Source organism: Pseudomonas sp. GW823-FHT02E01, assembly GCF_058797535.1.
This window is the reverse complement of record NZ_JBXAJS010000007.1, coordinates 1-18,201: the sequence shown is the minus strand read 5'-3', so window position 1 is coordinate 18,201 and position 18,201 is coordinate 1. Positions and strand designations below refer to the sequence as shown.

Sequence of the window (18,201 nt, the reverse complement as noted above, 5' to 3'; positions counted from 1 at the left end):
AGGACTGAATCAGCCTTGTTTTTTGGTTACAGTTTCGACGATGTGCGACGGAGCTGTATTGTATTTTTTGAATTCCATAGAGTAGCTTGCGCGACCCTGAGACATCGAACGAACGTCGGTCGCATAACCGAACATCTCGCCCAACGGAACTTCAGCACGGATCACCTTACCGGAGACCGTGTCTTCCATACCCAGAATCATGCCGCGACGACGGTTAAGGTCGCCCATCACGTCACCCATATAGTCTTCAGGCGTAACAACCTCTACCGCCATGATCGGCTCGAGCAACTCACCACCGCCCTTCTGGGCCAGTTGCTTGGTCGCCATGGAAGCAGCCACCTTAAACGCCATCTCGTTCGAGTCGACGTCGTGGTAAGAACCATCAAACACGGTAGCCTTCAGGCCGATCAGCGGATAGCCGGCAACTACGCCGTTCTTCATCTGCTCTTCGATACCCTTCTGGATAGCCGGGATGTATTCCTTAGGAACCACACCACCCACTACTTCGTTCACGAATTGCAGACCTTCCTGACCTTCGTCAGCAGGAGCAAAACGGATCCAGCAATGGCCGAACTGGCCACGACCGCCGGACTGACGAACGAACTTGCCTTCGATTTCGCAATTCTTCGTGATGCGCTCACGATACGAAACCTGAGGCTTACCGATGTTGGCTTCGACGTTGAACTCACGGCGCATCCGGTCAACCAGGATGTCCAGGTGCAACTCGCCCATGCCAGAGATGATCGTTTGACCAGTCTCTTCATCAGTCTTGACGCGGAAAGACGGGTCTTCCTGAGCAAGTTTGCCCAGAGCGATACCCATTTTTTCCTGGTCATCCTTGGTCTTAGGCTCTACGGCAACCGAAATAACCGGCTCCGGGAAGTCCATGCGAACCAGGATGATTGGCTTGTCAGCGTTGCACAAGGTTTCACCAGTGGTGACGTCCTTCATGCCGATCAGGGCCGCGATGTCACCAGCGCGTACTTCCTTGATCTCTTCACGGGCGTTTGCGTGCATTTGCACCATACGACCCACGCGCTCTTTCTTGCCTTTGACCGAGTTGATCACGCCGTCGCCGGAGGCCAACACGCCCGAGTAAACACGGACGAAAGTCAAGGTACCCACGAATGGGTCGGTAGCGATCTTGAACGCCAGAGCCGAGAACGGCTCGTTGTCGTCTGCATGACGCTCCATCTGCTTTTCCTCGTCATCCGGGTCAGTACCCTTGATGGCAGGAATGTCGGTTGGAGCCGGCAGGTAGTCGATAACGGCGTCGAGAACCAGGGGAACACCCTTGTTCTTGAAGGAAGAACCGCAAACAGCCAGAACGATCTCACCAGCGATAGTACGCTGACGCAGAGCACCCTTGATTTCCTCGACGGTGAGTTCTTCACCCTCAAGGTACTTGTTCATCAGCTCTTCGCTGGCCTCGGCCGCAGCCTCAACCATGTTGTTGCGCCACTCTTCAGCCAGTTCCTGCAATTCAGCAGGGATGGCTTCACGACGAGGGGTCATACCCTTGTCGGCATCGTTCCAGTAAACGGCTTCCATGGTCATCAGATCGATCTGACCCTGGAAGTTGTCCTCGGAACCGATAGCCAGCTGGATAGGCACCGGAGTGTGACCCAGACGCTGCTTGATCTGAGCGATCACGCGCAGGAAGTTCGCACCGGCACGGTCCATCTTGTTCACGTAAACGATACGTGGAACACCGTACTTGTTGGCTTGACGCCATACGGTTTCGGACTGAGGCTCAACGCCGGAAGTACCGCAGAACACAACGACCGCGCCGTCGAGTACACGCAGGGAACGTTCAACTTCAATGGTGAAGTCTACGTGGCCCGGGGTATCGATGACGTTGAAACGGTACTGGTCTTTGTGCTGCTTGGCGGAACCCTGCCAGAAGGCGGTAATGGCAGCAGAAGTAATGGTAATACCACGCTCCTGCTCCTGCACCATCCAGTCTGTGGTCGCGGCGCCGTCATGCACCTCGCCCATTTTGTGACTTTTGCCAGTGTAAAAAAGGACGCGCTCAGTGGTGGTGGTTTTACCAGCATCCACGTGTGCAACGATACCAATGTTACGGTAGCGATTAATCGGTGTTGTACGAGCCATAAAGCCCTCGCAAAATTAGTGACGCTAAAATTAGAAGCGGTAGTGCGAGAAAGCCTTGTTGGCTTCAGCCATACGGTGAACGTCTTCACGCTTCTTAACTGCAGCACCTTTACCTTCGGCAGCGTCCAACAGTTCGCCAGCCAAACGCAGAGCCATAGACTTCTCGCCGCGCTTGCGGGCGTAGTCTACCAACCAGCGCATTGCCAGAGCGTTACGACGGGAAGGACGAACCTCGACCGGAACCTGGTAAGTAGCACCACCAACGCGGCGCGACTTCACTTCGACCAGCGGAGCGATGGCGTCGAGTGCTTTTTCGAAGAGTTCCAGGGGATCGGTGCCGGCCTTACGAGCCTTCACGGTATCCAGGGCACCATAAACGATACGCTCGGCAACGGCTTTCTTGCCGCTTTCCATTACGTGGTTCATGAATTTGGCGAGGATTTGGCTTCCGTATTTCGGATCGTCCAGAATCTCACGCTTGGCTGCTACGCGACGTCTTGGCATTGATAAGCCCTCAAACGGTCTTCAGGTTAGCCCGGGACAGCTCCTATGGATGCGTGCCCGACCTTACTCTTATCGACTCAATAAAATGAAAAACTGCAAAACGGCCGATTACTTCGGACGCTTGGTACCGTACTTCGAACGACCCTGGTTACGACCTTTAACACCGGAAGTATCCAACGAACCGCGAACGGTGTGGTAACGAACACCTGGCAAGTCTTTTACACGACCGCCGCGGATCAGTACCACGCTGTGCTCTTGCAGGTTGTGGCCTTCACCGCCGATGTACGAGGAAACCTCGAAACCGTTGGTCAGGCGCACACGGCATACTTTACGCAGTGCCGAGTTAGGTTTTTTCGGCGTGGTGGTGTACACACGGGTGCACACGCCACGGCGTTGCGGGCAGTTCTGCAGCGCAGGCACGTCGGATTTCTCGACGATACGCTTACGCGGCTGACGTACCAGCTGGTTGATAGTTGCCATCTACTAGCTCCACTGTTGTCTTGCGACGCTATTGTCTTGCAAGAAAAGCAAAATGGCAGGAACGAGTTCCCGCCAAATTTAGGGGTACAAGAGTCTAAAGAGGATCTTGTCCCCAGTCAAGGCAAGGCCCCGCCCTCCCCGCTCATCCAATCTCGACAATTTGTCTCGATTCGATGAACGGAGTGACCAGGGCCTCACACTCATTTACCGCAGAACTCAGTTACCGCTCGAGTTCAGCGCTTCGGTCAGTGCAGCTTCCACTTCACTGGCGCTGACGCGCAACGGCTTGTCTGCATCACGGCGGCGCTTACGCTCGCTGTGATAAGCCAGGCCGGTACCGGCCGGGATCAGACGACCCACGACCACGTTTTCTTTCAGGCCGCGCAGGTAATCGCGCTTGCCGGTTACCGCCGCTTCGGTCAGTACGCGAGTGGTTTCCTGGAAGGAAGCCGCCGAGATGAACGATTCGGTGGACAACGACGCCTTGGTGATACCCAGCAGAACACGAGTGAACTTGGAGACAAACTTGTCTTCGCCGCTCAGACGCTCGTTCTCTACCAGTACGTGAGTCAATTCCATCTGGTCGCCCTTGATGAAACTGGAATCGCCGGATTCAGCGATCTCAACTTTACGCAGCATCTGACGCAGGATGGTCTCGATGTGCTTGTCGTTGATCTTCACGCCTTGCAGACGGTAAACGTCCTGGATCTCGTTGACGATGTACTTGGCCAGCGCACTCACACCCAGCAGACGCAGGATGTCGTGTGGATCGCTCGGACCGTCGGAGATAACTTCGCCGCGGTTTACCTGTTCGCCTTCGAACACGTTCAGGTGACGCCACTTCGGAATCAGCTCTTCGTACGGATCGCTACCGTCGTTCGGGGTGATAACCAGACGGCGCTTGCCCTTGGTCTCTTTACCGAACGCGATGGTGCCGCTGACTTCAGCCAGAATCGACGCTTCTTTCGGACGACGGGCTTCGAACAAGTCGGCAACACGCGGCAGACCACCGGTGATGTCTCGAGTTTTCGAAGTCTCTTGCGGGATACGAGCGATAACATCACCGATCGCGATCTTCGCACCATCCGCTACACCGACCAGGGCGTTGGCTGGCAGGAAGTACTGAGCGATAACGTCAGTGCCTGGCAGCAACAGATCCTTGCCGTTGTCGTCGACCATCTTCACGGCAGGACGGATGTCTTTACCGGCAGCTGGACGATCTTTGGCGTCGAGTACTTCAATGTTGGTCATACCGGTCAATTCGTCAGTCTGACGCTTGATCGTGATGCCTTCTTCCATGCCCACGTAGGTCACGGTACCTTTCATTTCGGTAACGATCGGGTGAGTGTGCGGATCCCACTTGGCCACGATGGCGCCAGCTTCGACCTTGTCACCTTCTTTAACCGAAATCACGGCACCGTACGGCAGCTTGTAACGCTCACGCTCACGACCGAAGTCATCAGCGATGGCCAGCTCACCGGAACGGGACACGGCAACCAGGTGACCATCCACTCGCTCAACATGCTTCAGGTTGTGCAGACGGACGGTACCGCCATTCTTCACCTGAACGCTGTCGGCTGCGGAGGTCCGGCTTGCCGCACCACCGATGTGGAACGTACGCATCGTCAGCTGGGTACCCGGCTCACCGATGGACTGGGCAGCGATAACGCCGACCGCTTCACCGATGTTCACCTGGTGACCACGAGCCAGATCGCGACCGTAGCACTTGGCGCAAATACCGAAACGGGTTTCGCAGCTGATCGGCGAACGCACGATCACTTCGTCGATGCTGTTCAGCTCGATGAACTCGACCCACTTCTCGTCTACCAGAGTGCCGGCAGGAACGATGACGTCCTCGGTACCTGGCTTGAATACGTCACGGGCGATAACTCGACCCAATACGCGCTCACCCAGCGGCTCTACAACGTCACCGCCTTCAATGTGCGGAGTCATCAGCAGACCGTGTTCGGTGCCGCAATCGATCTCGGTTACAACCAGATCCTGCGCCACGTCTACCAGACGACGAGTCAGATAACCCGAGTTCGCCGTTTTCAACGCGGTATCCGCCAGACCTTTACGAGCACCGTGAGTGGAGATGAAGTACTGGAGTACGCTCAAACCTTCACGGAAGTTCGCAGTAATCGGCGTTTCAATGATGGAACCGTCCGGCTTGGCCATCAGGCCACGCATACCGGCCAGCTGACGAATCTGTGCTGCGGAACCCCGCGCACCCGAGTCGGCCATCATGTACATCGAGTTGAAAGACTCTTGGTCGACTTCGACGCCATGACGGTCGATGACTTTCTCTTTCGAGAGGTTAGCCATCATCGCCTTGGAAACTTCGTCGTTCGCCTTGGACCAAAGGTCGATCACTTTGTTGTACTTCTCGCCCTGGGTTACCAGGCCGGAGGCGTACTGACTTTCGATCTCTTTCACTTCGTCGGTGGCTGCACCGATGATGCGGGCTTTTTCGTCCGGGATAACGAAGTCGTTAACACCGATGGAAACGCCGGAAATGGTCGAATAGGCAAAACCGGTGTACATCAACTGGTCAGCGAAGATCACGGTCTCTTTCAGACCAACCACGCGGTAGCACTGGTTGATCAGCTTGGAGATCGCCTTTTTCTTCATCGGCAGGTTGACGACGTCGTACGACAGACCTTTTGGCACAACCTGGAACAGCAGCGCACGGCCGACAGTGGTGTCGACGATACGGGTGTTGGTCACGCTGCCGCCATCACGGTCGTTGACGGTTTCGTTGATCCGCACCTTGACCTTGGCGTGCAGTGCGGCTTCGCCGGCACGGAACACACGGTCAACTTCCTGCAGATCCGCGAACACACGACCTTCGCCCTTGGCGTTGATCGCTTCACGAGTCATGTAGTACAGACCCAATACAACGTCCTGCGACGGAACGATGATTGGCTCACCGTTGGCTGGCGACAGAATGTTGTTGGTCGACATCATCAACGCACGCGCTTCGAGCTGGGCTTCCAGAGTCAGCGGTACGTGCACGGCCATTTGGTCGCCGTCGAAGTCGGCGTTGTACGCGGCGCAGACCAGAGGGTGCAGCTGGATAGCCTTACCTTCGATCAGTACCGGTTCAAACGCCTGGATACCCAGACGGTGAAGAGTCGGTGCACGGTTGAGAAGAACCGGGTGTTCGCGAATCACTTCAGCGAGAACGTCCCAAACCTCTGGCAGTTCGCGCTCGACCATCTTCTTGGCAGCCTTGATGGTGGTAGCGAGACCACGCATTTCAAGCTTGCCGAAAATGAACGGCTTGAACAGCTCGAGAGCCATTTTCTTCGGCAGACCGCACTGGTGCAGACGCAGGGTCGGACCTACGGTAATTACCGAACGGCCGGAGTAGTCAACACGCTTACCGAGCAAGTTCTGACGGAAACGACCCTGTTTACCCTTGATCATGTCAGCCAGGGATTTCAGAGGACGCTTGTTGGAACCGGTGATAGCGCGGCCACGACGACCGTTGTCGAGCAGTGCGTCGACGGCTTCCTGCAACATACGCTTTTCGTTGCGCACGATGATGTCCGGAGCGGACAGATCCAGCAGGCGCTTCAAGCGGTTGTTACGGTTGATCACTCGACGATACAGATCGTTGAGGTCGGAAGTCGCGAAGCGACCGCCATCCAGCGGGACCAGTGGACGCAGATCTGGCGGCAGAACCGGCAGAACGGTCAGCACCATCCACTCTGGCAGGTTGCCGGAACCCTGGAAGGCTTCCATCAACTTCAGACGCTTGGACAGCTTCTTGATCTTGGTTTCGGAGTTGGTTTGCGGAATCTCTTCACGCAGACGGCCAATCTCGTGCTCCAGGTCGATAGCGTGCAGCAGTTCGCGGACAGCTTCGGCACCCATGCGGGCATCGAAATCGTCGCCGAACTCTTCCAGCGCTTCGAAGTACTGCTCGTCGTTGAGCAGCTGACCTTTTTCAAGGGTGGTCATGCCTGGATCGATAACGACATAGCTCTCGAAGTAGAGAACGCGTTCGATATCACGCAGGGTCATGTCCATCAGCAAGCCGATACGGGACGGCAGCGATTTCAGGAACCAGATGTGGGCAACTGGCGAGGCCAGTTCGATGTGCGCCATGCGCTCACGACGAACTTTTGCCAGCGCGACTTCAACGCCGCACTTCTCGCAGATCACACCACGGTGCTTCAAGCGCTTGTACTTACCGCACAGGCACTCGTAATCCTTTACCGGGCCAAAGATCTTGGCGCAGAACAGGCCGTCACGCTCAGGTTTGAACGTACGGTAGTTGATGGTTTCCGGCTTTTTAACTTCACCGAACGACCACGAACGGATCATCTCAGGCGATGCCAATCCGATACGGATGGCGTCGAACTCTTCGACTTGACCCTGGTTTTTCAGCAAATTCAGTAGGTCTTTCAAGGCCTTTCCTCCTGGCGGAGCAGAGAGCGGGCAATCCTGCCCCGCTCTCGATTCGCGTCACGTGTTATTCGGTTTCCAGATCGATATCGATGCCGAGGGAACGAATTTCCTTGATCAACACGTTGAAGGACTCGGGCATGCCCGGCTCCATACGGTGATCGCCATCCACGATGTTCTTGTACATCTTGGTACGGCCGTTCACATCGTCCGACTTCACTGTGAGCATTTCTTGCAGAGTGTAAGCGGCACCGTATGCTTCCAGTGCCCAGACCTCCATCTCCCCGAAACGCTGACCACCGAACTGCGCCTTACCACCCAGCGGCTGCTGGGTAACCAGGCTGTACGAACCGGTAGAACGAGCGTGCATCTTGTCGTCTACCAAGTGGTTCAGCTTCAGCATGTACATGTAGCCAACGGTAACCGGGCGCTCGAACTTGTTGCCGGTACGGCCGTCGGTCAGCTGCATCTGGCCGCTTTCTGGCAGGTCCGCCAGTTTCAGCATGGCCTTGATTTCGCTTTCCTTGGCACCGTCGAACACTGGAGTGGCCATTGGAACGCCGCCACGCAGGTTTTGAGCCAGATCCAGGATTTCCTGATCCGAGAAGTCATCGAGGCTTTCCTGACGACCGCCGATCTCGTTATAGATCTCGTGCAGGAACTTGCGAAGCTCGGCGACCTTGCGCTGCTCTTCAACCATGCGGTTGATCTTCTCGCCCAGACCTTTGGCCGCGAGGCCCAGGTGGGTTTCAAGGATCTGACCGACGTTCATACGCGAAGGTACGCCCAACGGGTTGAGGACGACGTCGACCGGGGTGCCATTGGCATCGTGCGGCATGTCTTCAACCGGCATGATCACGGAGACCACACCCTTGTTACCGTGACGACCGGCCATCTTGTCGCCCGGCTGGATGCGACGACGGATTGCCAGGTAAACCTTGACGATTTTCAGCACGCCTGGAGCCAGGTCATCGCCCTGCTGCAGTTTGCGCTTCTTGTCTTCGAACTTGTCGTCCAGCAGACGGCGACGATCAACGATGTAGGCCTGGGCCTTCTCGAGCTGCTCGTTCAGAGCATCTTCAGCCATGCGCAGTTTGAACCACTGGCCGTGCTCAAGACCGTCGAGAACTTCGTCGGTGATGTCCTGGCCTTTCTTCAGACCGGCGCCGCCTTCGGCTTTGTGGCCGACCAGAGCGGAACGCAGACGTTCGAAAGTAGCACCTTCAACGATGCGGAACTCTTCGTTCAGGTCCTTGCGGATCTCGTCCAGCTGGGACTTCTCGATCGACAGGGCACGAGCATCACGCTCAACGCCGTCGCGGGTGAAGACCTGTACGTCGATGACAGTACCTTTGGTACCGGTAGGTACACGCAGGGAGGTGTCTTTAACGTCGCTGGCTTTTTCACCGAAGATCGCACGCAGCAGTTTTTCTTCCGGAGTCAGCTGGGTCTCGCCTTTCGGAGTGACCTTACCGACCAGGATGTCGCCTGCGCCAACTTCAGCACCTACGTAAACGATACCGGCTTCGTCCAGCTTGTTCAGAGCCGCTTCACCCACGTTCGGGATGTCGGCAGTGATTTCCTCTGGGCCAAGCTTGGTGTCACGGGCCACACAGGTCAGTTCCTGGATGTGGATCGTGGTGAAACGGTCTTCCTGAACAACACGCTCGGACAGGCAGATGGAGTCTTCGAAGTTGAAGCCGTTCCATGCCATGAACGCGATGCGCATGTTCTGACCCAGTGCCAGTTCACCCATGTCGGTGGACGGGCCGTCGGCCATGATGTCGCTACGCTGAACCCGATCACCCTTACGCACCAGCGGACGCTGGTTGATGCAGGTGTTCTGGTTGGAGCGGGTGTACTTGGTCAGGTTGTAGATGTCGACACCGGCTTCACCGGTTTCAACTTCGTCATCGGCAACACGAACCACGATACGGCTGGCGTCGACGGAGTCGATCACGCCGCCACGACGAGCCACGACGCAAACGCCGGAGTCACGGGCTACGTTACGCTCCATGCCGGTACCTACCAGCGGCTTGTCAGCGCGCAGGGTTGGTACAGCTTGACGCTGCATGTTCGAACCCATCAACGCACGGTTGGCGTCGTCGTGCTCGAGGAACGGAATCAGCGACGCAGCAACCGAAACTACCTGCTTCGGCGATACGTCCATCAAGGTGACGTCTTCCGGCGCCTTGACGGTGAATTCGTTCAAGTGACGAACAGCTACCAGCTCGTCGATCAGGACTTTCTTGTCGTTCATCGTGGCCGAGGCCTGAGCGATCACGTGATCGGCTTCTTCGATGGCGGACAGGAACACGATCTCGTCGGTGACCAGGGCGTCTTTCACCACACGGTACGGGCTCTCGAGGAAGCCGTACTGGTTGGTGCGCGCATAAGCGGCCAGGGAGTTGATCAGACCGATGTTCGGACCTTCCGGCGTTTCAATCGGGCATACACGACCGTAGTGAGTCGGGTGTACGTCACGCACTTCAAAGCCGGCACGCTCACGAGTCAGACCGCCAGGGCCGAGTGCAGAAACACGACGCTTGTGGGTGATCTCGGACAGCGGGTTGTTCTGGTCCATGAACTGGGACAGCTGGCTGGAACCGAAGAACTCCTTCACCGCCGCAGCCACTGGCTTGGCGTTGATCAGGTCTTGCGGCATCAGGCCTTCGCTTTCAGCCATCGACAGACGCTCTTTGACCGCACGCTCAACACGTACCAGGCCAACGCGGAACTGGTTCTCGGCCATTTCGCCTACGCAGCGAACACGACGGTTACCCAGGTGGTCGATGTCATCGACGATGCCTTTACCGTTACGGATGTCGACCAGGGTCTTCAGTACCGCGACGATGTCTTCCTTGCACAGCACGCCCGAACCTTCGATCTCGGTACGACCGATACGACGGTTGAACTTCATCCGGCCGACCGCAGACAGGTCATAGCGCTCAGGGCTGAAGAACAGGTTGTTGAACAGGGTCTCGGCAGCGTCCTTGGTTGGCGGCTCGCCAGGACGCATCATGCGATAGATCTCTACCAGCGCTTCCAATTGGTTGCTGGTGGAGTCGATCTTCAGGGTGTCGGAGACGAACGGACCGCAGTCGATATCGTTGGTGTACAGAGTTTCGATGCGAACAACCTGAGCCTTGGCGATTTTGGCCAGGATCTCGGTGTTCAGCTCGGTGTTGCACTCTGCCAGGATTTCGCCGGTTGCCGGATGCACGATGACCTTGGCGGTTGTGCGACCCAGGACGTAGTCCAGAGGCACATCCAGCTCTTTGATCCCGGCCTTTTCCAGCTGGTTGATGTGGCGAGCAGTGATACGACGACCCTGCTCGACAATAACCTTGCCTTTGTCATCCTGAATATCGAGGACAGCGATTTCACCGCGCAGGCGCTGAGGCACCAGTTCCAGGCTCAGGGTCTCGCCCTTCACGTGGAATACGTTGGTGGTATAGAACGCGTCCAGCACTTCTTCAGTGGTATAGCCCAGCGCGCGCAGCAGTACCGAGGCAGGCAGCTTGCGACGACGGTCGATACGCACGAATACGCAGTCTTTCGGGTCGAACTCGAAGTCCAGCCACGAACCGCGGTAAGGGATGATGCGCGCGGAGTACAGCAGTTTACCGGAGCTGTGCGTCTTGCCACGGTCGTGGTCGAAGAACACGCCCGGGGAACGGTGCAGCTGGGAAACGATTACACGCTCGGTACCGTTGATTACGAAGGTACCGTTCTCAGTCATCAGGGGGATTTCACCCATGTAGACTTCTTGCTCTTTGATGTCCTTGATCGCTTTGTTCGACGACTCTTTGTCGAAAATGATCAGGCGCACTTTTACCCGCAAAGGTACGGCGTAAGTTACACCGCGCAATACGCATTCTTTGACATCAAATGCCGGTTCGCCCAGGCGATAACCGACGTACTCCAGCGCAGCATTGCCGGAGTAGCTGATGATCGGGAAAACGGATTTGAAGGCCGCATGCAGGCCCACGTCGCGGAACTGATCTTTAGTCGCTCCCGCTTGCAAGAATTCACGATACGAATCCAGCTGGATGGCCAGGAGGTACGGCACATCCATGACGTCCGGCAACTTGCTAAAGTCCTTGCGGATACGTTTTTTCTCAGTATATGAGTAAGCCATCAGCGTTCCCCAGCTTGGTCACCTGCTTGTTTGGCCCCTCCCGACGGGAGCAGCCAGAAAATCGTGCAAACCCCATGGTTTGCGCCACCGCATCGGGTGGTTACAGCACGTTATCAGCACCGACCCAGTCGGCTGCCAATAACGGAAAAAGGCCGGTGGCAAGAGCCACCAGCCATCAGCCTGTCGCTTAACGCTCGGGCTGGAGGAGCAAAGTCGATGCTTACTTCAGCTCGACTTTAGCGCCTGCTTCTTCCAGAGCTGCTTTGGCTTTGTCAGCTGCGTCTTTGGCAACAGCTTCCAGAACCATGGCAGGTGCGCCGTCAACTACAGCCTTGGCTTCTTTCAAGCCCAGACCGGTCAGTTCACGTACAGCCTTGATCACGTTAACTTTCTTCTCGCCAGCTTCGGTCAGCATGACGTTGAATTCGGTTTGCTCTTCAGCAACGGCAGCAGCAACAGCTGGACCAGCCGATGCAGCAGCAGCGGTAACGCCGAATTTTTCTTCGAAAGCTTTGATCAGCTCAACAACTTCCATTACGGACATGTTGCCAACTGCTTCAAGGATATCGTTCTGAGAGATAGACATGAATCTAATTCCTGATATTGGGGACGGCCTACGCGACCATCGAAAAAAACAAAAAACGCGAGAAGTTGACGAGCCTTAGGCTGCAGCAGCTTCTTTCTGGTCGCGAATTGCCGCCAGAGTACGAGCCAACTTGCTGGTAGCGCCTTGAATCACGCTCATCAGCTGAGAAATTGCTTCGTCACGGGTCGGCAGAGTTGCCAGTACGTCGATTTGGTTAGCTGCGAGGAACTTGCCCTCGAACGCAGCTGCCTTGATCTCGAACTTGTCCTGACCCTTTGCGAATTCCTTGAAGATCCGGGCAGCAGCGCCTGGATGTTCTTTGGAGAACGCAATCAGGGTAGGGCCAGTGAACACGTCGTTGAGGACACTGAATTCAGTGTCAGCAACAGCGCGCTTGAGCAGGGTGTTACGTACAACACGTACGTAAACGCCAGCTTCACGAGCCTCTTTACGGAGTCCGGTCATCGCGCCTACTGTTACGCCACGGGCATCAGCCACGACAGCGGACAGAGCGACTTTGGCAGCCTCGTTGACTTCAGCGACGATGGCCTTCTTGTCTTCGAGTTTAATTGCCACGGGTTTAACTCCTGCTTGTTACCGTTTCATCTGGTCGAAACCGGATGTCGTTTTGGTGTCTGATTCGGTAAGGAACCGGGAGCACCATCTGCGTAGGCTTGTGGTTTAAGACTTGCGTCGCCTACGGTCTTGGATAGCCCCCGCCAGGCAGGGACCCCAATTTTTCAATTGGCGCAATCGCTTGCACCAATCTGCGTCTTACGCGTCGAGCGAGCTTTGGTCGATGACCAGACCTGGGCCCATAGTGGTGCTCAGGGTAACGCGCTTGACGTAAATGCCTTTCGAGGAAGCTGGCTTGATACGCTTCAGATCAGCGATCAGGGCTTCAACGTTTTCCTTCAGCTTGACGGCGTCGAAGCCGATCTTGCCAACGGAAGTGTGGATGATGCCGTTTTTGTCGGTGCGATAACGAACCTGACCAGCCTTGGCGTTTTTAACCGCGGTAGCTACGTCTGGGGTTACGGTACCGACTTTAGGGTTAGGCATCAGGCCACGTGGACCGAGGATCTGACCCAACTGACCTACAACGCGCATTGCATCCGGGGATGCGATCACTACGTCATAGTTCAGGTCGCCGCCTTTCATTTCGGCAGCCAGGTCGTCCATGCCTACGCGGTCAGCGCCGGCAGCCAGAGCGGCTTCAGCAGCTGGACCCTGGGTGAACACAGCAACGCGAACGGTCTTGCCAGTGCCGTGTGGCAGCACAGTAGCGCTACGAACGACCTGGTCGGATTTACGCGGGTCAACACCCAGGTTTACAGCTACGTCAAACGACTCGCTGAACTTGACAGTCGACAGCTCGGCCAGCAGGGCAGCAGCGTCTACAAAGTTGTAGGCCTTGCCTGCTTCGATTTTGCCGGCGATAGCCTTTTGACGCTTGGTCAGCTTAGCCATTACACACCCTCCACGTTAAGGCCCATGCTACGAGCAGAACCGGCGATGGTACGCACGGCTGCTTCCATATCAGCTGCAGTCAGATCCGCGTTTTTGGTTTTCGCGATTTCTTCCAGCTGAGCACGGGTCACGGTGCCAACCTTAACGGTGTTCGGACGAGCGGAACCGCTGGTCAGACCGGCCGCCTTCTTCAGCAGAACCGAAGCAGGGGTGGATTTGGTTTCGAAAGTGAAGCTACGGTCGCTGTAGACAGTGATGATCACTGGAGTCGGCAGACCTGGCTCAAGACCCTGAGTACGGGCGTTGAAAGCCTTGCAGAATTCCATGATGTTCACGCCGTGCTGACCCAGAGCAGGACCAACAGGTGGGCTTGGGTTAGCCTGAGCGGCCTTCACTTGCAGCTTGATGTAAGCGGTAATCTTCTTGGCCATGAGGCACTCCAATTACGGGTTCGAACGCCTCGAGAGGCTCCCCGGTTACTTGCGCGTTTATCCCAGTGACGACAAAACCCCACAGCCTACGGCTGCGGGGTTGGGATTTTTGTTCAACTAGACCTTTTCGACCTGGCTGAACTCGAGCTCCACCGGAGTAGAGCGACCGAAAATGAGCACTGCGACCTGAATCCGGCTCTTTTCGTAGTTAACTTCTTCAACAACACCGGTAAAGTCCGCAAACGGACCGTCGTTGACGCGCACCGACTCACCCGGCTCGAACAACGTCTTCGGCTTCGGCTTGTCGCTACCATCGGCAACGCGACGCAGAATGGCTTCTGCTTCTTTATCGGTGATTGGCGCAGGCTTATCAGCAGTACCGCCGATGAAACCCATCACCCGAGGAGTATCCTTGACCAAGTGCCAAGTACCCTCGTTCATATCCATCTGCACCAGCACATAGCCAGGGAAGAATTTGCGTTCGCTTTTGCGCTTCTGGCCATTGCGCATTTCAACCACTTCTTCAGTGGGAACCAGAATCTCGCCGAAGCCATCTTCCATACCGGCCAGCTTTACGCGCTCGATCAGCGAGCGCATTACATGCTTCTCGTAACCGGAGTAAGCATGCACAACATACCAACGCTTAGCCACGGGACACCCTTAGCCGACGATCAAGGAAACAAGCCAGCCGAGCAGGGAATCAAGCCCCCACAACAGCAACGCCATAACCAGGACAACAGCCACAACGATCAACGTGGTCTGCGTGGTTTCTTGGCGAGTTGGCCAAACGACTTTACGAATTTCGGTGCGCGCTTCCTTAACCAGTACAAAGAAAGACTTGCCCTTGACCGTCTGCAGGCCTACAAAGGCAGCTACAGCAGCAATAGCAAGCAATGCGAGTACGCGGTACAGGATCGGCGAAGCAGAAAAGTACTGATTGCCAACAACGCCAACAACCACCAGAGCGACTACTACAAGCCACTTGAGGAGGTCGAAACGAGAGCCTTGAGCTTCAGCTTTAGGAGTCATCTATGAAGATCCTGTGAAAAGAAAGCCAGACACACCGAGTGAATCTGGCAGGTCAGGAGGGAATCGAACCCCCAACCTACGGTTTTGGAGACCGTCGCTCTGCCAATTGAGCTACTGACCTAAAACAAAATCAGGCCGACCATTATGCCGACCCGAAAAAGACTTTACAACACTTACCAGGCAATCCTGGTTGCAACACCGGCATTCTCGACACCGGCAACCTTCAGAAACACAATCAGGTGCAACCACTACCACCTAAAACAAAGGCAGATATTTTCATATCTGCCTTGTTATATGGAGCTCTTGAGCGGATTTGAACCGCTGACCTCACCCTTACCAAGGGTGTGCTCTACCAACTGAGCTACAAGAGCGTAACACTGTGCAAAATCTGTAAACTTGGAGCGGGTAGCGGGAATCGAACCCGCATCATCAGCTTGGAAGGCTGAGGTTCTACCACTAAACTATACCCGCGAGGCTTACAGCTCTCGCTAAAAATGGTGGAGGGGGAAGGATTCGAACCTTCGAAGTCGTAGACGTCAGATTTACAGTCTGATCCCTTTGGCCGCTCGGGAACCCCTCCTAAGCGAGCCGGCATTCTACATCATGCCAGCCTTCTGTCAAGCATTTTTCTCATTAAAAACCTGAGCTTAGCTGCGTTGACCTCGCTTCACACCGCTAACCGTTTCCGGTGTTCGCTGTGGAGCGGGCGCCATTCTATGCAAACTATTCGATGGGTGCAACCCCCTCGCACGGCATTATTTTATGTTTTAACTCATTGAATTCTTTAGAAAGGTTTATCAGCTGCAAATCGTCCAGCCAACGCCGGCTTTCCGGCGCGATACGCACCCAATACCCTGCCCCTTCGGTCGCAGCTTTCGGCAGGGACTGATACTTGACCTCCATCCCGCTCAAACGACGCTCAACCGCCTGCGCGGCCTCCTGGCGCGTATAGCCACCCAGATAAAGGCAGCCATTGTCTGTCGAGACAGCCTTACCCTTATCCTTGGAGACGTCACCTGCTTCGCTCAACAAGCGGATATCTTGTTGAGACCCGCGATACAGACTCAAAGGCGTGACATCCTTCGCGCGCAGAGGAGCCTCTTGTTGATGCCAGATGTAGTAGAAGCCATTGAGGACAAGCAGCAGCAGAAACAACCAACGCATAAAAACCTCAGGACAAGGGACAGGCCATGGCCAATCCGACAAACACCAAGTCCGGAACAACCCTGGCCTGAGGCACGGCCTCAGTAACCAGGCTCGCATCCCCCCCGGTGAGGAATACGACAAAGTCCTCACCCCAATAGCTGCGCGCCAACTCAAGCTGAGTCATTACGAAGCCGCGCAACATCAACAGACAGCCACGCTCTACAGCCTCGACAGTCGCGCGCCCCGGGACAAGACTTTCCAGAGCCTGCTCGGCCGCCAGATCCCCATAACGAATTTTGCGAGTGTGGGTGCGCAATTGGTTTCGCATCAACGGCATCCCCGGACAGATGAAACCACCCAGGTGCTCTCCATCCGCCGCAATAAAGTCAGCAGTCACCGCCGTACCGAAGTCGAGCACCAGGCACGCACCCGAAGCCAGATGAAAGCCTCCGAGCATTGCAAGCCACCGGTCCAGACCCAGCCGCTCAAACTCCTCATACCCATTGCGCACACCTGACATTTCGCGCGCTGGCGTTGCGCACACAACCGGCACATCAAAGGTATCCCTGAGCAAAGACGTAAGCGCAGCGGTTTCCTCCGCGGTCCTGACGCTCACCAGCCGGCAAAACGTGAGGGTAAGCCCTTTGAGCCCCCCCAACCCCTCCAGCAATGCGAGATTGGAATCGACGACTCCCTCACCAAGCACCTGCCCGGCATCAACGGCAAGCACACGCCACTTGATGAAACTATTCCCACAATCGAGCTCAAGAATCATCACGCAACCTCAGGCTCAACTCACCACCACTGAAGACTTTCTCCACACCATCCACCTTCAGGCGCAAGGCGCCCTGGCCATCGATACCAAGTACCTCACCATCAATTTGATTGACACCGGCAATCAACGACACGCTTCGCCCCTGCCACAGATGATTTTGCTCCCACTCCGACTGGATGGCCAAAAAACCACCTGCCTGGTGACGAGCCAGGTATCGCTGCAGCATCTCCCCCAACACCGCGACCAATTGGTTGCGATCAAACAATTTGCCTGACTCGAGCCGCAGGGATGTCCATTGCTGGTCCACTTCGTCAGCGGACTGCATGTTCACATTGATTCCCACTCCCAGGACCACGTGACACACATCTGCAGGATCACCAACCAACTCGAGCAGTATCCCCGCGATTTTTTTCTGACCTACAAGGACATCGTTAGGCCATTTCAATCCAGCGGCTGCAATACCGAGTTCACGCAACGTCTGCAAGACAGCGAGCCCAACGACGAGACTCAAGCCCTCCAACTGACGCATCCCACCATCAATGCGCAGCACCAGGCTGTAATAGACGTTTTCTGCGAATGGACTAACCCACTTGCGACCACGTCGCCCACGCCCGGCTGTCTGCCGCTCCGAAACCACCACAAACGGCGCCGCTTGCCCACGCTCAATAGCGCGCAGCGCCTCGGCATTAGTGGAGTCGATTGAATCGTAAACCCGGACGGGCCAGTTGCAAGAAAGCGCCTGAGCGCTTATCTCGGCAGGATCGAGCAGCGCCAATGGCGCGGACAATTGATAGCCGCGCCCACGAACCTTATGAATAGACAAACCCAGCTCAGCTTCCAAATGCTGAAGCTGCTTCCACACAGCACTACGGCTGACGCCCAGGGCAGCACCCAATGCTTGACCCGAATGGAATCGGCCATCTTTAAGAAGCTTTAACAACGTCAGCATGCAGGTCTCGCCTCACAATGAGGCCCGCATGATAGCCACGCACCGAGCGATTGCATAGAAATCCAGTAGCCGTGACTTTCCCGCGGACAAAAACAAAACCCCTACCTGCATACGCAGATAGGGGTTTCGGAATTTAATCTTGACGATGACCTACTCTCACAT

At 55.9% G+C, this 18,201-nt stretch carries 14 protein-coding genes and 4 tRNA genes; all 18 read right to left on the bottom strand.

The window, feature by feature from the left end; all coding sequences use genetic code 11:
• Window positions 1–9 precede the first annotated feature (9 nt).
• Window positions 10–2,115 carry an elongation factor G gene (gene fusA / locus AC1RDQ_RS17990; RefSeq protein WP_057713099.1) on the bottom strand — a complete coding sequence of 702 codons (2,106 nt, stop codon included), beginning with the start codon at window positions 2,113–2,115 and terminating at the stop codon, window positions 10–12.
• A 30-nt stretch (window positions 2,116–2,145) separates the two neighbouring features.
• Window positions 2,146–2,619: a 30S ribosomal protein S7 gene (gene rpsG, locus AC1RDQ_RS17985; protein ID WP_007994653.1), complete on the bottom strand. Its 474-nt coding sequence runs from the start codon at window positions 2,617–2,619 to the stop codon at window positions 2,146–2,148.
• A 108-nt stretch (window positions 2,620–2,727) separates the two neighbouring features.
• Window positions 2,728–3,099, bottom strand: a complete 372-nt coding sequence (rpsL, locus tag AC1RDQ_RS17980) for a 30S ribosomal protein S12 (protein WP_003186084.1) — start codon at window positions 3,097–3,099, stop codon at window positions 2,728–2,730.
• Window positions 3,100–3,315: 216 nt separating this feature from the next.
• Entirely contained in the window at window positions 3,316–7,515 is a 4,200-nt protein-coding gene (gene rpoC, locus AC1RDQ_RS17975) for a DNA-directed RNA polymerase subunit beta' (RefSeq protein ID WP_008053876.1), read from the bottom strand.
• Between the two features lie 64 nt (window positions 7,516–7,579).
• A complete protein-coding gene (gene rpoB, locus AC1RDQ_RS17970) occupies window positions 7,580–11,653 on the bottom strand; it encodes a DNA-directed RNA polymerase subunit beta (protein ID WP_007984407.1) in 4,074 nt (1,357 codons plus the stop codon).
• Between the two features lie 220 nt (window positions 11,654–11,873).
• Window positions 11,874–12,239, bottom strand: a complete 366-nt coding sequence (rplL, locus tag AC1RDQ_RS17965) for a 50S ribosomal protein L7/L12 (RefSeq protein ID WP_007970414.1) — start codon at window positions 12,237–12,239, stop codon at window positions 11,874–11,876.
• A gap of 75 nt (window positions 12,240–12,314) precedes the next feature.
• The gene (gene rplJ / locus AC1RDQ_RS17960) at window positions 12,315–12,815 is read right to left on the bottom strand and encodes a 50S ribosomal protein L10 (protein WP_007970413.1); all 501 of its coding nucleotides are present in this window, start codon (window positions 12,813–12,815) and stop codon (window positions 12,315–12,317) included.
• Between the two features lie 198 nt (window positions 12,816–13,013).
• Window positions 13,014–13,709: a 50S ribosomal protein L1 gene (rplA, locus tag AC1RDQ_RS17955; RefSeq protein WP_003186095.1), complete on the bottom strand. Its 696-nt coding sequence runs from the start codon at window positions 13,707–13,709 to the stop codon at window positions 13,014–13,016.
• Window positions 13,709–14,140, bottom strand: a complete 432-nt coding sequence (rplK, locus tag AC1RDQ_RS17950) for a 50S ribosomal protein L11 (protein WP_007933726.1) — start codon at window positions 14,138–14,140, stop codon at window positions 13,709–13,711. Before rplK ends, rplA begins: the two co-directional genes overlap by 1 nt.
• A gap of 117 nt (window positions 14,141–14,257) precedes the next feature.
• Window positions 14,258–14,791 (bottom strand): transcription termination/antitermination protein NusG, encoded by a 534-nt coding sequence (gene nusG, locus AC1RDQ_RS17945; protein ID WP_007984405.1) that lies wholly within the window; start codon window positions 14,789–14,791, stop codon window positions 14,258–14,260.
• 9 nt (window positions 14,792–14,800) lie between these two features.
• Window positions 14,801–15,169 (bottom strand): preprotein translocase subunit SecE, encoded by a 369-nt coding sequence (gene secE, locus AC1RDQ_RS17940; protein ID WP_007984402.1) that lies wholly within the window; start codon window positions 15,167–15,169, stop codon window positions 14,801–14,803.
• Between the two features lie 45 nt (window positions 15,170–15,214).
• A tRNA-Trp gene (locus AC1RDQ_RS17935) sits at window positions 15,215–15,290 on the bottom strand.
• A gap of 174 nt (window positions 15,291–15,464) precedes the next feature.
• Window positions 15,465–15,540, bottom strand: a tRNA-Thr gene (locus AC1RDQ_RS17930).
• 26 nt (window positions 15,541–15,566) lie between these two features.
• Window positions 15,567–15,640: transfer RNA gene (locus AC1RDQ_RS17925), tRNA-Gly, on the bottom strand.
• Between the two features lie 24 nt (window positions 15,641–15,664).
• Window positions 15,665–15,749, bottom strand: a tRNA-Tyr gene (locus AC1RDQ_RS17920).
• Window positions 15,750–15,892: 143 nt separating this feature from the next.
• Complete coding sequence (locus AC1RDQ_RS17915) at window positions 15,893–16,333, bottom strand: hypothetical protein (RefSeq protein WP_090451701.1); 441 nt, start codon at window positions 16,331–16,333, stop codon at window positions 15,893–15,895.
• A gap of 7 nt (window positions 16,334–16,340) precedes the next feature.
• Window positions 16,341–17,090 (bottom strand): pantothenate kinase, encoded by a 750-nt coding sequence (locus AC1RDQ_RS17910; RefSeq protein WP_218498434.1) that lies wholly within the window; start codon window positions 17,088–17,090, stop codon window positions 16,341–16,343.
• Window positions 17,080–18,039 carry a bifunctional biotin--[acetyl-CoA-carboxylase] ligase/biotin operon repressor BirA gene (gene birA, locus AC1RDQ_RS17905; protein ID WP_223499866.1) on the bottom strand — a complete coding sequence of 320 codons (960 nt, stop codon included), beginning with the start codon at window positions 18,037–18,039 and terminating at the stop codon, window positions 17,080–17,082. Before birA ends, AC1RDQ_RS17910 begins: the two co-directional genes overlap by 11 nt.
• Window positions 18,040–18,201: the final 162 nt, after the last annotated feature.

Excerpts from the sequence above, each read along its gene's own strand:
- AC1RDQ_RS17910 (WP_218498434.1), bottom strand. The coding sequence starts at position 17,090 with ATGATTCTTGAGCTCGATTGTGGGAATAGTTTCATCAAGTGGCGTGTG.
- rpsG (WP_007994653.1), bottom strand. The coding sequence starts at position 2,619 with ATGCCAAGACGTCGCGTAGCAGCCAAGCGTGAGATTCTGGACGATCCG.
- rplA (WP_003186095.1), bottom strand. The coding sequence starts at position 13,709 with ATGGCTAAGCTGACCAAGCGTCAAAAGGCTATCGCCGGCAAAATCGAA.
- secE (WP_007984402.1), bottom strand. The coding sequence starts at position 15,169 with ATGACTCCTAAAGCTGAAGCTCAAGGCTCTCGTTTCGACCTCCTCAAG.
- AC1RDQ_RS17915 (WP_090451701.1), bottom strand. The coding sequence starts at position 16,333 with ATGCGTTGGTTGTTTCTGCTGCTGCTTGTCCTCAATGGCTTCTACTAC.
- birA (WP_223499866.1), bottom strand. The coding sequence starts at position 18,039 with ATGCTGACGTTGTTAAAGCTTCTTAAAGATGGCCGATTCCATTCGGGT.
- rplK (WP_007933726.1), bottom strand. The coding sequence starts at position 14,140 with ATGGCCAAGAAGATTACCGCTTACATCAAGCTGCAAGTGAAGGCCGCT.
- rpsL (WP_003186084.1), bottom strand. The coding sequence starts at position 3,099 with ATGGCAACTATCAACCAGCTGGTACGTCAGCCGCGTAAGCGTATCGTC.
- fusA (WP_057713099.1), bottom strand. The coding sequence starts at position 2,115 with ATGGCTCGTACAACACCGATTAATCGCTACCGTAACATTGGTATCGTT.
- rplL (WP_007970414.1), bottom strand. The coding sequence starts at position 12,239 with ATGTCTATCTCTCAGAACGATATCCTTGAAGCAGTTGGCAACATGTCC.
- rpoB (WP_007984407.1), bottom strand. The coding sequence starts at position 11,653 with ATGGCTTACTCATATACTGAGAAAAAACGTATCCGCAAGGACTTTAGC.